The sequence below is a fragment of the Veillonella ratti genome (genome assembly GCF_003992115.1).
GTDB classification, from domain to species: Bacteria; Bacillota; Negativicutes; order Veillonellales; family Veillonellaceae; genus Veillonella_A; species Veillonella_A ratti.
On record NZ_RQUX01000009.1, the window covers coordinates 24675 to 40569 of the forward strand.

A 15895-nucleotide genomic window follows, 5' to 3' on the forward strand; every position below is an offset into this window, starting at 1 on the left:
TTTAGGATGAGCAACGGTTGAGCAATCAATAAATCTAAACCAATATAAAAGAACTAAAATTATTGAATAATTCTAGTTTAAGTGTGCTTACTATATACATATAATATAATCTATCATAATATTATAACATTACTATGGCATATCGTCTATTAGTGCAATGAGAAAGCCTGTAACCCCTCTCGGTTACAGGCTTTTTGACTAGTTATCAGCTTCTTAAGTTCCCGCTTTAGCTTAAACTAGCAAACAGTTTCAATAACACCGCCGCCAAGTAATTGGGTACCTTCGTAGAAAGCTACCGATTGGCCCGGTGTAATTGCGCGTTGCGGCTTTTCAAAAATAACTTCCATTGTTTCATCATCAAGAATACGGGCTACACATGGCGAAGGTTCAGCTGCATAGCGAATCTTACCGGATGCATGTAATTCTTGAGGAATCGTGCCGGATAAGAAGTTGTAATGTTTACAAATCATACGGTTTGTAAACAAGCTTTCGTCCGGTCCTACAATGACTTCATTCTTTTCACCATCAAGACGAACTACGTAAAGCGGATATTTATAGGCAACACCAAGACCTTTACGCTGGCCGATGGTATAGTTGAATAAACCGTTATGACGGCCTAAAATCTCACCATTTTCATGAACAATATTGCCTGATTTAGCAGGTTCAGATAATTGTTTCTGAATAAAGCCCTGATAATTATGGTTAGGCAAGAAACAAATATCTTCGCTGTCCGGCTTATTCGCTACCGGTAAATCACGGTCATTAGCCATGGCGCGAGTCAAGGTCTTCTTCTGCGCACCTAATGGGAACATCAAATGGCTCAAAATGTGCTGATTTAAGGTATACAATACATAACTCTGATCCTTGGACGGATCCGCACCTTTGTGAAGTTCATAGAGCTTCGTTGCTTCATTATAACGCACTTGTGCATAATGACCGGTTACCATATGGGAAGCGCCCAATTCAAGAGCACGATTTAATAACAAATCAAATTTTATATTTTTATTACAGAATACACAAGGATTCGGTGTGCGCCCGGCGGCATACTCATTAACAAAATAATCTACGACATTATCGTAAAAAACATCTCGAGCATCGACTACATGATGCTCAATGCCAAGAAAATCACACATTTTCTTAGCGTCCGTTACGGCGAGTGGCACATCATCAGGATCCGTGTCACTTACCCATAAACGCAAGGTAATCCCAAAAACCTTATACCCTTGTTCTAACAGCATCGACGCTGTTAAGGAGCTATCTACGCCCCCACTCATTGCAACTGCTACAACGTTTTCCATGCTTTCTCCTTCTGTGGTCGCTTGACCTGGTAAACTCAATAATACATCATACAGAGTGAAAGTCCGAATATGTATATACCGACAATAAAAATATAAAATACACAAATGCTTTAAAATGATTGCTAATTCATATAAAAACCGAAGCTCACAATTATAAAAATTAGCAGTATCACTATACTAAAGCAACAGTTAGTATACCATAAAACAGGCGTAATATATAGAGATATCTTAATCTTATGATTTTTAGAATCACATTACATCCTATATTACGCCTTATTTTACGTCTTAAATTTACAATTATACTAAAACTTAGGGATAACCCTCACAGGCTCTGAAAGCTTAATCGGCTTTACGATTAGCTAAGATTTCTTCCGCAGCGCCCAAAATGCCGAGCATGGAATGCTCAAAAACAAGGCCGCCCTGCATAAAGATAGTATACGGTGGACGAACCGGACCGTCCGCACTGAGTTCGATGGATGAACCCTGTACAAAGGTACCGCCGGCCATAATAATTTGATCCGTATAGCCCGGCATATCCCCCGGTACGGGGCGCACATGCGCATCTACCGGCGAATAAGCCTGCATACCGCGGCAGAATTGCTCCATTTCATCCGCATTATTCAAATTAATTGCTTGAATTAAGTCAAATCGAGGGGAATCTACTTTAGGAAATACTTCATAGCCAAGAAGTGTACCCACCGCTGCCGTATATACAGCCCCTTTCAAGGCTTGCAATACAACATGAGGTGCCAAGAATAAGCCTTGGAAGAACAAACGATAGCCCGGCGAATAGGAACCCATGTGGTCACCTAAGCCCGGTGCGGTCAATTCATAAGCCACATCTTCAACCAACGATTCTTTACCGGCTACATAACCACCGGTCGGTGCAATACCGCCGCCGGCATTTTTAATCAAAGAACCGGCCATGATATCGGCACCATGTTCGAGCGGTTCCGACATTTCGGTAAACTCGCCATAACAATTATCTACGAAACAAATTGTCTTAGGATTCTTTGCTTTTACAACCTTACAGATTTTTTCAATATCCGTAACGGAAAGCGGCTCACGGGTACTGTAACCGCGAGAACGTTGAATTACGACTACCCGGGTATTTTCGGTTACGGCTTCGGCAATACCGTCTAAATCATAGGTATTGTCTTTTAACGGTACTTCTTTATAAATAAAGCCCCGTTCTACTAAAGAATTGCGCACAGGATGCGGTACACCGATGACAGACTGCATCGTATCATACGGGGCGCCTACAGCATACACAAACTCTTTACCTTGCTTACCGCTGCCGAGCAATGCGATTAGTGTCGTTGCCAAAGCATGTGTACCTGACACGAAATGGGCACGTACTAAGGCCTTTTCCGCTTTAAACACATGTGCGAACACTTCGTCCAATTTTTCACGACCACTGTCATTATAACCGTAACCGCTGGAGCCGTTGAAGTGATAATCACTGAGCTGACATTCTTTAAAAGCTTCCAACACTTTCTTGGTGTTGTGCAAGGCAATTGGTTCAAACTGTTTAAATTGAGGCTCTGCCATACGCAAAGCTTCGTCCCGTATACTATCTAAATTCATTATCTCAAAACATCCTAACTTAAAAATTAAATTCAACTTATACTATGATGCCCGATTTTTGAATTAAACTCATCGCTTCTTCAAAAATCGAATCACCACTGCGACCATTATCACAATCGATCCAAACTATATAGGGCATGCGTTTATACCAAGTAATTTGACGTTTGGCAAAACGGCGCGTATTTTGCTGTATGGCGGCGATGGCTTCGTCTTTTGTGCATTCACCGTTAAAATATGCCACCACTTCTTTATAGCCGATGCCTTTAAACGCCTGACAGTCAGGCGATACACCGGCCGCTAACAGTCGCTCCACTTCTTCAAAAAGGCCCTGCTCTACCATGATGTTGACCCGTAAATTAATACGCTCATACAGTTCCTCTCGATTACGGTGCAAACCAATAACCGGACCTTCAAAGGATAAGCCTGCTTTCGTCTGATTAGTCAAGGCCTCATAGTTCCCCTGCTCCATCAATTCAATGGCACGGAACAAGCGATGTTTATCGGTGAAACGAAGCTCAATACCGCCTTTTTTGGCTAATTCTTCGGCATAGGCCAACAGGCCTTCATCGCCCTTTGTTTGCCATAATTCATCGAGCCGTTCACGAATGCCTGTATTCGGTCCTTCTACTGAAAAATCAAAGCCTTCCAACAAAGATTGTACATAAAAACCGGTACCACCTGACAGAATCGGCATATGGCCTTCTGTATGAGATTTGGTAATTTCCCGACGAGCTTCTAACTGAAAATCGGCGGCACTATAAGATTCATCGGCAGACCGAATATCAATCAAACGATGTGGCACCGCTTCGAGCTCTTCACGAGACGGTTTCGCTGTACCGATATCAAGACCTTTATAAATTTGGTAGGCATCGTCGGAAATAACGATTCCATTAAGTTTCTTTGCGAGTCGCAAAGTTAAATCGGTTTTGCCCACAGCCGTCGGCCCTAAAATAGTAATCAATTGTTCCATACGATACCTCCTTCCCATAAAAAAACTATTGGTTAGCCACCTTGTACGATTCAAACTGTTTTATTATATAAACTGAATCACGGCTACCCCTCTACTTTATAGACGCCATAAGCTACGCGGCTATATTTACCGCCTAACAGCTCATCAGGCTCCATAGTTTGAAAAATCGAACTGAATGGTCGTTCTTTTACAATAACTCTTTGTTTGGCTACACGTTTCGCTTCGCATAATATTGCTTTGGTAAAAACGCTCTCCACTAAATGGCCTCGCAGACTTAAAAACTGCGGACTTTCCGTAACGGGCACTTCAAACATAGGATCAAAATAGACAACATCAAAGCTATTGTCTTTGGCTCTTTGTAAAAAAGTTTCAAATCGCACGGCGCAAACTTGAATACGCCGTAACGCCGCCGTTACAGCGTCATTTTCGTGGACGAAATGACGTAAGCCGTAATTTGTAATATACGCCAGTAAAGGATTACCTTCAAGGGCTACCATCTTTTTACATGACCGTTTAGCATAGGCTACCACCAAACTATCACTACCAAGGCCGGCCGTACAATCTAAAAACGATGTGATCGCTTCGGGGCCGAGAGCTTCCACCAAATGATCTGTTTCGCCTCTGTCATAAGCGATGAGGCGAAGTTGTGCCATAGATAGGTGGAATTCATGGGCCTTACCCTCGCCTGTGAAAAGCTGTGGCCCCTTTTGACTGAAGATTAAAATATCTTTATCTTTATGATTAGCCTGTAAATTAGCCAAGGACAAGCGCTTCCGCTCTACATAAGGAGAATCCTAAGCAGTTTGGCTGCCCCTTTAGCTCGGGGAATCAAATCACCTTTACCTTTTTGCGACGTCGTCACAATGGCTCCACAATTCAATGTTTCACTAATCATCATTAACTCCGTAAGAATAATTTGCCCAGTTCTTCCGGCGTAAATTTTATAATCGTCGGACGACCGTGTGGGCAAACATACGGTTTATCCGTATGGAATAATTCCTCAATCAAAACGGACATCTGATAGGTATTCAAGGTATGACCCGCTTTGATGGCACCCCGGCACGATGCATAGGCGAGCATTTCATGACGAAGCTGCGCTTTTGTGGGCGTCTGATAATCTTTTAACAATGAAAAAACATAACGCAAGATTTCTTCGCCCTTGCTTTCCACCAAATCGATAGGCAGTCCTTCAATTTTTAACTGGGTAGGTCCGCCTTGCACAACTTGGAAACCTAAGTTAAGAAGGGTGTTATTTTGTTCTTCCGCAATAATTAACTCTTCCTCATTGGCTTCAATATATTGTGGAATCAAAAGTTCCTGCATTGGAATAGCTTCAGCGGATTTACAAAGTTGGTCATAACGAATCCGTTCATGCGCCGCATGTTGGTCAATGATGTACAGATTATCGCCTTTCTTTGCCAAAATATAACAAGCCGCAACCTGACCCAAAGGCAAGAGACCGGTCGTATTGACGTTGAAACTATTGCCATTTGCTGTACTGCCAAGCGCAGCATCGGTTGCTGAAGCCATGGCTGCTGTACCGGAATCATTGGGACCCGATCCGACTGCGTCATTAGCAACATAACTGATTGTACCATTAGAACCATAACCGGCGTTTCCCCGTAAGGATGAAGCTAACTGACGGAATTTCTCTTTATCTTCTTCCGTATAGCTTTTTGGCACAACAGCATCGTTAAAATCGCCCGACTCAATCCAAGAACTTTGTTCATAGGTCGCCCGTGTTGGCGCTTCAAAACCTTCCCGGCGAATTCGATTCACAAATTCATTTGTTTTTTCACGAGCCTGCTGAGAAACTTCCGCGAACGGATAAGCTGCCGAACCGGTGGAATTAACAATACCTATTTGACCCGTACTACTTCGATTGGCTGAGGCATCATTAAAGCCGACCGTATCGAACTCAAGATTGATGGCCGAACCACCGTCGGAAGTGATATCAATGTCATTGATTTTTGCCAAATCATGATTGGTAAAGGCTTTTTCATAATTAACGGCGGTAGTAATACTGTCATCACCGCCGACAAAACCGCCTAAACCGTCCATGCCGGAATTATCACGGCCGATTACCTGTTGCATCGGATTTTGCAAAGCTTGCAAAATCGCATGATACACGGCTTTAAATACGGGCTTATCATCTTCGAATTTAACTTCGCTCTTACGAGGATGCACATTAATATCAACAGTGCCCGGTGGTACCGTAATCGTTAGCAACACCAAAGGATAGCCGCCCTTTGGCAACAACGCATGATACGCATTGTCAATGGCTTTCGTAATGGCTTTATCGCCGATAACGCGATTATTAACTACTACAGTCTGCCAAATACGACTGCTTTTTAATAAAGTCGGCTTACTTACTACACCATGAATCGTAATGCCTTCCGACTCATAAGCAATGGGAAAAATATCATCACTAACTTTATAGCCGTATAAAGCGGATACCGTATCCACAAGATTACCATTTCCCGGCACGACGATACTCACTGTATCATTATTAATCAATTTGAAGGCCACATGGGGATTGCTGAGGGCTAATTTACCGACAATATCCTGAATCTTAGCCGCTTCCGTACGCTCCGTTTTTAAAAACTTACGACGCGCCGGTGTGTTGTAAAATAAATCACGCACTTCAATGGTTGTGCCCGGTTGCGCCCCAAAAGGCAGACAATCAGTAAATTTACCGCCATCAATTAGGATGCGTGTACCCAATTCCTGATCAACTTTACGAGTAGTTAAACTGAAATGTGACACGGAAGCAATACTGGCCAAGGCTTCACCACGAAAGCCTAAGGACGCAATATCAAATAAATCATCCACCGAACGAATCTTGCTGGTAGCATGACGTAAAACCGCCAAGCGCGCATCTTCTTCGGTCATGCCTGAACCGTTATCGGTAACACGCATATACGTCGTCCCGCCATTGGCGATTTCGACTTCAATGGAAGTGGCGCCGGCATCAAGGGAGTTTTCCAATAACTCTTTAATAACCGAAGCCGGCCTTTCTACTACTTCACCGGCCGCTATTTTATTGATTGTAACTTCATCAAGAACATGAATCAAAGCCATTAACGGCCACCTCCCTTACGGGCCTCTTCCTGTAATTTATAGAGTACGTTAAGTGCTTCAATCGGGGTCAAACTCATTACGTCGACTGCCAATAAATCATCCAACACGGACGTAGTGAATAAATTGGCATTAGTAGGCATGGCAAAGGTTGTATCATTAGCTCCATTGCCCTTACCATTTTCATTGTCGGAATTATGGCCAGCGGCATTAACCAAGGCTCCCGTACCGTTTAACGGCATAGCTTCTTGAGAACCACCGGAAGTACTCATGCGAGCTTCCCGCACAGCTCCTCTGTTACCACGTGATGTGGCGGCTTCTTCAACGGCCGAGCCTTCTAAAGCAGCTAATATAACTTCTGCTCGTTTTAATACGGAATTTGGCAAACCTGCCAATTTGGCAACATGAATACCGTAGCTGCGGTCCGCCCCGCCCCGTACAATACGACGGAGGAATACAACATCTTTCCCCTTTTCTTTAACGGCTACCGTATAATTTTTAAGCTTTTCATACTGTTCTTCCAAGCAAATAAGCTCGTGATAATGGGTAGCAAACAAGGTTTTGCCATGAATGTGTTTACAAATATATTCCACTACAGCCTGGGCAATACTAAGTCCGTCAAAAGTACTTGTACCACGACCAATTTCGTCGAGAATAAGCAAACTATTTGCCGTCGCATTATTCAAAATGTAAGCTACTTCTTTCATTTCCACCATGAATGTACTTTGACCGGTGGAAATATCATCGCTCGCACCGACACGGGTAAAAATACGATCAACCGGAGAAATAACGGCTTCACGAGCCGGAATAAAAGATCCGATTTGGGCCATAATCATAAGGACCGCAACTTGACGCATATACGTTGATTTACCGGCCATATTTGGCCCTGTAATGAGCAAGAATTCTTCACCGCTATGGTTCAAAGTAACATCATTCGGTACAAAGACTTCCCGTTTCAAATATTTTTCAATAACCGGATGACGACCGTCACGAATTGTGATTTGGCCGTTCATGGTCATAGTCGGGCAAATGTAATTTTCTTCGTAAGCCACTTGAGCCAAGCCCGATAAAACATCAAGATTAGCTAAAGCCCTCGCCGTTGCCTGAATCGGTTTTACCGCTTCTTTAACGGCTTCACGAAGTTCTTGATATAGTTTTTGCTCTAAGGAAATAATCTTGTCCTTAGCGCTTAATATATTAACTTCAAACTCTTTAAGTTCCGGTGTGATATAGCGTTCCGCATTAGCTAATGTTTGTTTACGAATAAAATAATCCGGTACATCAGCTGCATTAGCATGAGATACTTCAAAATAATAGCCAAACACTTTATTGTAACCGGTTTTTAGACGGATACCGGTTTTGGAACGGGCTTCTTCTTCCAAGCGATGCAGCCATTCCTGACTATTTGTCGCCATAGAGCGAAGATCATCCAATTCCTGATTAAAACCATCGCGAATAACGCGACCGTCTTTTAAAGTAAGGGCCGGTTGCTCGGCAATAGCACGATTTAATAAGTCATACACATCGGCATGGCAGTCAATCTGACTCACCACTTCTTGCAGTAAAGTGCTTTCAAAAGCACCGGCAATATGTACTAAGTCAGGCAAAATACGGAGTGATTCACGAAGTGATGTGAAATCACGGGGTGATACGGAGCCGGTCTCTACACGGGCCAAAATACGTTCAAAGTCAAAAATTAGTTTTAACAATTCCCGTAAGCGGCCCTGTTCCGTAGGTTTAGCAATCAATTCCGTAATGGCACGCTGACGTCGTTCGATATGATGAATATCCATGAGCGGACTTTCCACCCATTGTTTCAAAAGACGCGCGCCCATCGGCGTCAAGGTTTTATCCAATACCTGTAAGAGAGTACCCTTAACACCGCCATCACGAAGATTATGGGTTACTTCCAAATGACGAAGGCTCGATGTATCAAGCACCATACGATCGCCGATATGGAGCGGATGGATATAGTTGATATGAGAAATGTCAGTTTTAATTACGGTGGAAAGATAGGTCAATAAATAGCCCAAACCCTCCAATACATCTTCTTCCAATAAACCGGCATCGGCAAAGTGAATCATGCCCTGCTCGCGCACATCAGCTACCGGTAAGTTCGGCATAAACGGCGATAAGGCTACATTGTCTAATTGAACGTCGATAAAATCCTGTAATTCTTTACCCAAAGGCAGGCTACCGACGGTAACGATTTCCGAAGGACGATACATGGACAAAGCATCCTGAATGGCGCTTTGACGCTGACCATGACTGATTCTATCCCATATCACTTCACCGGTGGAAACATCGCAAAAAATCTGAATTAACGCCTCATCGGTGCGATAGAAGAGCGCCAGGAAGTTGTTTTCACGCGCTTCCGTACCGTTTTCCGTAAGTACCGTGCCCGGCGTAATTACACGAATTACATCGCGTTTAACGATGCCCTTCGCTTCTTTGGGGTCTTCCACCTGCTCGCAAATCGCTACCTTATAGCCTTTTTTTATTAATTTTTCAATATAGCTTTCCGCTGCATGATACGGCACGCCACACATGGGCGCTTTCTCCGCTTCGCCGGAGTTGCGTCCGGTAAGGGTAATGTTGAGTTCTCGCGAGGCTGTTAGAGCATCGTCATAAAAGAGCTCATAAAAGTCACCGAGACGGAAAAACAGCAACTCTTCTTTGTATTTATCTTTTATGGAAAAATACTGATCCATCATGGGCGTTTGTTTTTTGCTCATAGACGCCTCCACTTTTTTAAAAACACTGTATAGTAACTTATTAATCAAACCCTAAAACTTCATAAAATAAGCTGTTAAGGTTTGATTAAATGATAAATCTGTTAGAAATTAAATTATACGATAGTGCCGTATAAAATCCAAGTTTGCGCACGGTCAACACGAGCATTTACAGTTTGGCCAATCTCTAAGGATTCATCCTTAGGGAATAAAATCATCTTGTTACCGGACGTACGACCGAACCAAACGTCCTCATCGTTACGGCTTGGGCCTTCCACGATAATTTCATAGGTCTTGCCTTCCATTTCCTTATTAAGTTCCAAGGAAATTTCATTTTGCACGTCCATCAAAGCTTGTAAACGTACGCGTTTTACTTCTTCCGGTACTTGGTCTTCCATGGTAGCTGCCGGCGTGCCGGAACGTTTGGAGAAGATAAATGTATAGGCCATGTCATAGCGAATATCTTTTAATAATTGCAAAGTTGCCTGGAAATCTTCTTCCGTTTCACCCGGGAACCCAACAATTAAGTCCGTTGTCAAAGTAAGTCCGTCGATTTTTTCACGACAATAGTCAATTAATTCTTTATAATGTTCAACCGTATAACGGCGATTCATCTTCTGTAAAATGCGATTGGAGCCGGATTGAATCGGCAAATGAAGCTGCGTAACTACGTTCGAGGAACGACCGAGAGCATCAATCATTTCTTTATTCATATCCTGCGGATGACTCGTCATGTACCGAATGCGTTCAATTCCCGGAATTCCGTCAAGGGCATCAATTAAGTCGCCAAAATGCGTCCCATCTTTGAAGTCTAAGCCGTAAGAGTTAACGTTTTGCCCAAGCAAGGTAATTTCCTTATGACCGCTGGCACCGAGTTTTTTAACATCTTCCACAATCGCTGCGATAGGACGACTGATTTCGCGGCCGCGTACATGAGGTACGATGCAATAGGTACAGAACTTGTTACAACCGTTCATGATTGGCACCCAAGCGGAGAATGTCCCCATTGGTTTGGCTTCCAATTCATGAAGCACGGAATTATCCATTTCAATATTAATCTGATGTTTATGCGTGCGTTGTACTTCTTCAACCATTTCATTGATATGACGCAAGTTATGAGTCCCCAATACGATATCGATATGAGGTGCTCGTTTAAACATATCCGCCTGGTTTTTCTGAGCCATACAACCGGTAATAGCGATGATTAAATTTTTATTCTTCTCTTTTAAATGCTTGAGTTCACCGATACGACCATAAATCTTATGTTCTGCAGTTTCACGTACACAACAAGTATTTAAAATAATCAAATCCGCTTCTTCAAAGTTTTCTGTATTGGTATAACCGGCTGTTTCTAACTGATGGGCCAAACGTTCCGAATCACTTTCGTTCATTTGGCAACCATAGGTAAATATATAATACTGCTTCATATCGTCTCCTTAGATGTCTTTCCTGTATTTCTTTACTTCTTACTTCTTCTGCTGCTTTACAGCTTATACTGCTTAATTTATCTTACTACGCTTATACTTTTAGTAAAATTATTTCAAACCTTTTATACGTATTAGGCTCGTTTAGGATCTACCATATTATCCACTACAATGGCCAGTCGCTCCACCGACATGCCTGTAATATATTCGATTTCATTGCTGATAGCTTTGTGCATTTCACTCATTATTTTTTTCACCGGACGACCGCGATAAATAGACACGCCCATTTCAAGTTTCAAAGCATTAGTCCCCTTCGTCGTCTTTTTGATTTTAATATCTTCGCACCCCGCAATGCCCGGCACTTTAATGAGACTGTTTTTAATCAATGATTCAATGACTTGGTCTGAAAAAGTTAAGCGACCATAATAACTGAATACCGGACGAATGACTGATTTTTCAAAATCTTCGGCACCGGTGCCATTCGGTTTATTCGTACGGGTGCGGCGCAGGATAGATTTAATCGGATCAATCAAATAGCCTTTAAAATGAGGTTTCAGTTCCATCGTCGGTACCGGAATGATATGCTTACCTTCTTTCAGACGTGCATTTTGCGCTTTTTCAATCTCGCGGGTAGATGCCACGTCTTCAATATGAATATAACGGGATGGCTTGCCGATACCTAAGGCGGTAGAAATTTTGCTAACCATATTTTCGGACGTACCCAAAATAAGAATACGAGCCGGTTTTATTATATCCAATTGTTCTTTAACCGAACGAATTTGTTCCGGATCCTGAAAAATAGCGCGACGCACCGCTTTTAGACGACTGGCTTCTTTTTTGGCGGAAAAGCCGGCTACAATTTTATTATTATGTATCAAAATACCATCATCAATGATGCATTCTGCATTATTTTCATGAGCAACCACAAGGGCACGATGACTTTTTCCTGTACCGCTCGGGCCTACAAAAGCAATAACTTCCATAGCTGTCTCCGATTTCTCAATACTTAACATGATTCTAAAATTTTTAAAAAATCAGCCATATTTTCGCCTTGAATTTTAAATTCACCAACGGTCAATGGCGGTTAACTTAGCTTAGTGTGCTTGCAGCACATGTAAAAAATCAGCTACGCTTTCGCTCTGGATCAAATAATCACCGATAGCTTTAGGTAATTTTGTTTCAATGCCGTGGAAATCGGAGCCGCCCGTAATTAACAATTTACGCTGAATGGCCATTTTACGATAACGAGCTTCATCTTCTTTTTTATGAATAATATGATACACTTCGATACCGTCAAATGGTAATTGCAGCAGTTCTTGAACATAGTCATCGTTTTTAATTAATTTCGGATGGGCCATAACTGCTAAACCATTGGCATCGTGAATCAGATTAATTACATCTAACGGATCGGCTTTAAATTTCGGAACATAATAAGGGCTACCTCTTCTTAGCAAGGTTTCAAACCCTTCATCAACAGTTTTTAAATAGCCTTTTTTAATCAAAAGCTGTGCCAACAGCGGACGGCCCAAGGAGCTGGCATTTGGAAAGGTTTCTTTAAATTCTTCTACCGATACATCGTAACCGTCTTTAGCCAATAAATCAATCATTTTAAAAATACGATTTTCCCGGGATTCTTTGAAAAATGTTAAATAATCATTCAATTCTTTATTCGTATAGTCAAATGCATAACCGAGGATATGAACGTCTTTGTCTTTGTAAGTAGAGCTGAACTCACAGCCCGGAATAACGGCAATATCTAAATCAGGCTCTTTCAACATAGTCATAAAACCATCAATCGTATCATGGTCGGTAAGTGACATCATTTTAATACCCGCCGCCTTGTTAGCCGCCCGTAAATCCAAAGGACGCATTACACCGTCAGACGCCGTACTATGCATATGAAAATCTACTAACATGATAATTACCTCCTTAATTGACACCGAATCAGAATTAATGACAGCAAAGGCAGTCGATAGAATCCCATCGACTGCCATAGATTATAAAGTATTTAACGTATCGATTACCGCTGTTTTTACATCAGCAATTGCGACTTCCACAGCTTCACCGGTTTTACGAGTTTTTAATTCTACAGCACCTGATTCCAAGGTATTTTTACTTACCGTAATACGTAAAGGATAACCAATTAAATCAGCATCTTTAAACTTAACACCGGCTCGTTCTTTACGATCGTCAAGCAATACATCCACACCGGCTGCTTTAAGTTCATCATAAATCTTAGTACTTGCTTCCATAAGTGCTTCGTCTTTAGCATTAATCGGTACGACTACCACTTCGAACGGTGCAATAGCACGTGGCCAAATAATACCGTTTTCATCATGGAACTGCTCGATGGCAGCCGCTAAAGTACGGGATACACCGATACCGTAGCACCCCATAATATATGGATTAGGACGACCGTTCTGATCGAGGAAAGTACCGTTCAGAGATTCACTGTATTTAGTGCCGAGTTTGAATACCTGACCTACTTCAATGCCCTTGGCGATTTCCAAATGACCGCCACAATTAGGGCATACGTCATCAGTAGTAATCAAACGAATCGGAGCTACAATAATATCATCCACATTGAAATCACGTTTAGGATTGATGTTGATGTAGTGGGCGTCTTTCTTATTCGCACCGCCGCAAGCATTGAACATGGCCATTACGGATTCATCCACAACGATTTTGAACGTTTCCGTCTGTTTCAAGCCTACCGGACTGATAAACCCGGCGGTTAAACCGGCTGACTGTAACTCTTCTTCAGAAGCCATTTCCGGTTCGATATTACTGTTAACGGCATGTTGTACGGCAACTTCATTCACTTCATGGTCACCGCGTACGATAGCCAACACGACAACACCATCCGTAGACAAAACAACGGCTTTCATAGTTTTAGCCAATGGTAAAGATAACTGCTCAGCTACCGCTTCAATGGTTTTCGCATCAGGCGTTGCTACTTCCGTAAGTTCCAACAATGGTTCTTCAGCCTGTGTCATTACTCCCGGTTTACCGATTTCAATATTGGCTGCATAATCACAGCTATCACAATAAATAACATCAGCTTCGCCGGAATCGGCCAGTGCCATAAACTCATGACTGTTGCTGCCACCAATAGCGCCGGAATCGGCTTCTACCGGTTTACAATGAAGGCCACAACGACGGAATACATTTTCATAAGCATGATACATATCCCAGTAAGATTTATCCAAACCGGCTTCGTCGATATCAAAGGAATAAGCATCTTTCATGATGAATTCGCGACTGCGCATCAAACCGTAACGCGGACGACGTTCATCACGATATTTATTTTGAATTTGATATAAAGTCAAAGGCAACTGACGATATGATTTAACTTCGTCCTTAATAAGCGTCGTAATCATTTCTTCGTGAGTCGGCCCTAAGCAATAGTTACGATCATGACGGTCGGTCAAACGAATCATTTCCGCACCGTACACATTCCAGCGACCGGACTCCTGCCAAATTTCAGCCGGTTGTATAATCGGCATCATAATTTCCTGGGAGCCGATAGCTTGCATTTCTTCATGCACAATGGCTTCGATTTTACGAATACTCTTCCAAGCTAATGGTAAATAGGAGTAAATCCCCCCTGCCATTTTGCGGATCATACCGGCACGCAACATATATTGTTGACTGACTACATCTGCATCAGCAGGTGTTTCTCGTAATGTAGGGGCATATAACTTACTGGCTAACATTGAATTACGACTCCTTTGCTTTTGACTCTAAATACATTTCTATTTCATGGAATAAAGCATCCACTAATTCATTTTCATCAACGGTTTTAATGACCTCTCCCTTGCGGAATACAATTCCGCGGCCGTCACCGCCGGCAATCCCAAAATCAGCTTCACGCGCTTCTCCCGGTCCGTTTACGACACAGCCCATAACGGCGACGCGAATCGGCTCTTTAATACTCTTAAGACGCGCTTCCACAGTTTCCGCCATGCTGAATAACTCCACACGACAACGTCCGCAGGTCGGACAGGAAATCATGGTCGCTCCGTAAGTCCGAAGGCCTAAAGAGCTCAAAATAGTTTTACCTACTTCAACTTCATGAATCGGATCCCCCGTCAAGGAAACACGTAGTGTATCGCCGATACCTTGAGCTAACAAGGCACCAATACCGATGGAAGATTTAACTGTCCCCTGCGTAATGGTACCGGCTTCCGTAACGCCTAAATGAAGCGGATACGGTACTTTAGCAGACAGCTTCTGATAGGCTTCAATCATGAGCGGCACATCGGTTGCTTTAATGGATAACTTCATTTCGCGGTAATCCAAAGACTCCAAAATTCGCACATGTTCCAAAGCTGCTTCCACCATGCCGTCGGCACAAGGATGGCCGCCATAGGCTTCTAAAATATGAGCCGGTAACGAACCGGCATTAACGCCGATACGAATAGGAATCTGTTTTGGTTTAGCTTTTTGAATAACAGCCACCACATTGTCGATACCGCCGATATTCCCCGGATTGATACGCAGCCCGTCAACACCACTGTCGATAGCTTCAAGCGCCAAGGTATAGTCAAAATGGATATCCGCAATAATCGGAATCTGAGCACCCGCTTTGACTGCTTTAATGGCCTTAGCGGCCGCCATATCAGGCACGGCGAGGCGTACTAAATCACAGCCCGCTTCGGCAAGGCGATTAATTTCGGCAATGGCCTTCTCCGTTTCTACCGGATTCGTAGTTATCATGGATTGAACACTGACCGGTGCAAAATGACCGATTGGTACATTACCCACTTTAATTCGAGTTGTTTCTTTTCTGTTAATCATAGGTAA

At 42.8% G+C, this 15895-nt stretch carries 11 protein-coding genes; all 11 read right to left on the minus strand.

Annotation, left to right across the window (positions count from 1 at the left end; genetic code table 11):
• Window positions 1-236: 236 nt before the first annotated feature.
• The 11 genes from mnmA to ispG all read right to left on the minus strand — a co-directional run bounded on the left by mnmA (window position 237) and on the right by ispG (window position 15889).
• Window positions 237-1298 (minus strand): tRNA 2-thiouridine(34) synthase MnmA, encoded by a 1062-nt coding sequence (mnmA, locus tag EO124_RS05310; protein WP_127058659.1) that lies wholly within the window; start codon window positions 1296-1298, stop codon window positions 237-239.
• Between the two features lie 339 nt (window positions 1299-1637).
• Window positions 1638-2885: a methionine gamma-lyase family protein gene (locus EO124_RS05315; RefSeq protein WP_127058660.1), complete on the minus strand. Its 1248-nt coding sequence runs from the start codon at window positions 2883-2885 to the stop codon at window positions 1638-1640.
• Between the two features lie 37 nt (window positions 2886-2922).
• The gene (gene miaA / locus EO124_RS05320; protein WP_127058661.1) at window positions 2923-3855 is read right to left on the minus strand and encodes a tRNA (adenosine(37)-N6)-dimethylallyltransferase MiaA; all 933 of its coding nucleotides are present in this window, start codon (window positions 3853-3855) and stop codon (window positions 2923-2925) included.
• 83 nt (window positions 3856-3938) lie between these two features.
• Entirely contained in the window at window positions 3939-4616 is a 678-nt protein-coding gene (locus EO124_RS05325; RefSeq protein ID WP_127058662.1) for a class I SAM-dependent methyltransferase, read from the minus strand.
• Window positions 4617-4752: 136 nt separating this feature from the next.
• On the minus strand, window positions 4753-6936 hold the full coding sequence (mutL, locus tag EO124_RS05330) for a DNA mismatch repair endonuclease MutL (protein ID WP_127058663.1): 2184 nt from the start codon (window positions 6934-6936) through the stop codon (window positions 4753-4755).
• The gene (gene mutS, locus EO124_RS05335; protein ID WP_127058664.1) at window positions 6936-9668 is read right to left on the minus strand and encodes a DNA mismatch repair protein MutS; all 2733 of its coding nucleotides are present in this window, start codon (window positions 9666-9668) and stop codon (window positions 6936-6938) included. The genes mutL and mutS overlap by 1 nt, the downstream gene beginning before the upstream one ends.
• A 113-nt stretch (window positions 9669-9781) precedes the next feature.
• Window positions 9782-11092 carry a tRNA (N6-isopentenyl adenosine(37)-C2)-methylthiotransferase MiaB gene (gene miaB, locus EO124_RS05340; protein WP_127058665.1) on the minus strand — a complete coding sequence of 437 codons (1311 nt, stop codon included), beginning with the start codon at window positions 11090-11092 and terminating at the stop codon, window positions 9782-9784.
• Between the two features lie 131 nt (window positions 11093-11223).
• Entirely contained in the window at window positions 11224-12072 is an 849-nt protein-coding gene (locus tag EO124_RS05345; RefSeq protein ID WP_021841019.1) for an Asp23/Gls24 family envelope stress response protein, read from the minus strand.
• A gap of 111 nt (window positions 12073-12183) precedes the next feature.
• Window positions 12184-13005, minus strand: a complete 822-nt coding sequence (locus EO124_RS05350; RefSeq protein WP_164726556.1) for a PHP domain-containing protein — start codon at window positions 13003-13005, stop codon at window positions 12184-12186.
• Between the two features lie 81 nt (window positions 13006-13086).
• Entirely contained in the window at window positions 13087-14805 is a 1719-nt protein-coding gene (locus EO124_RS05355; RefSeq protein ID WP_127058667.1) for a proline--tRNA ligase, read from the minus strand.
• 4 nt (window positions 14806-14809) lie between these two features.
• A complete protein-coding gene (gene ispG, locus EO124_RS05360; RefSeq protein ID WP_127058668.1) occupies window positions 14810-15889 on the minus strand; it encodes a flavodoxin-dependent (E)-4-hydroxy-3-methylbut-2-enyl-diphosphate synthase in 1080 nt (359 codons plus the stop codon).
• Between the last annotated feature and the right edge of the window lie 6 nt (window positions 15890-15895).

Excerpts from the sequence above, each read along its gene's own strand:
- mnmA (WP_127058659.1), bottom strand. The coding sequence starts at position 1,298 with ATGGAAAACGTTGTAGCAGTTGCAATGAGTGGGGGCGTAGATAGCTCC.
- EO124_RS05315 (WP_127058660.1), bottom strand. The coding sequence starts at position 2,885 with ATGAATTTAGATAGTATACGGGACGAAGCTTTGCGTATGGCAGAGCCT.
- miaA (WP_127058661.1), bottom strand. The coding sequence starts at position 3,855 with ATGGAACAATTGATTACTATTTTAGGGCCGACGGCTGTGGGCAAAACC.
- mutL (WP_127058663.1), bottom strand. The coding sequence starts at position 6,936 with ATGGCTTTGATTCATGTTCTTGATGAAGTTACAATCAATAAAATAGCG.
- mutS (WP_127058664.1), bottom strand. The coding sequence starts at position 9,668 with ATGAGCAAAAAACAAACGCCCATGATGGATCAGTATTTTTCCATAAAA.
- miaB (WP_127058665.1), bottom strand. The coding sequence starts at position 11,092 with ATGAAGCAGTATTATATATTTACCTATGGTTGCCAAATGAACGAAAGT.
- EO124_RS05345 (WP_021841019.1), bottom strand. The coding sequence starts at position 12,072 with ATGGAAGTTATTGCTTTTGTAGGCCCGAGCGGTACAGGAAAAAGTCAT.
- EO124_RS05350 (WP_164726556.1), bottom strand. The coding sequence starts at position 13,005 with ATGTTAGTAGATTTTCATATGCATAGTACGGCGTCTGACGGTGTAATG.
- EO124_RS05355 (WP_127058667.1), bottom strand. The coding sequence starts at position 14,805 with ATGTTAGCCAGTAAGTTATATGCCCCTACATTACGAGAAACACCTGCT.
- ispG (WP_127058668.1), bottom strand. The coding sequence starts at position 15,889 with ATGATTAACAGAAAAGAAACAACTCGAATTAAAGTGGGTAATGTACCA.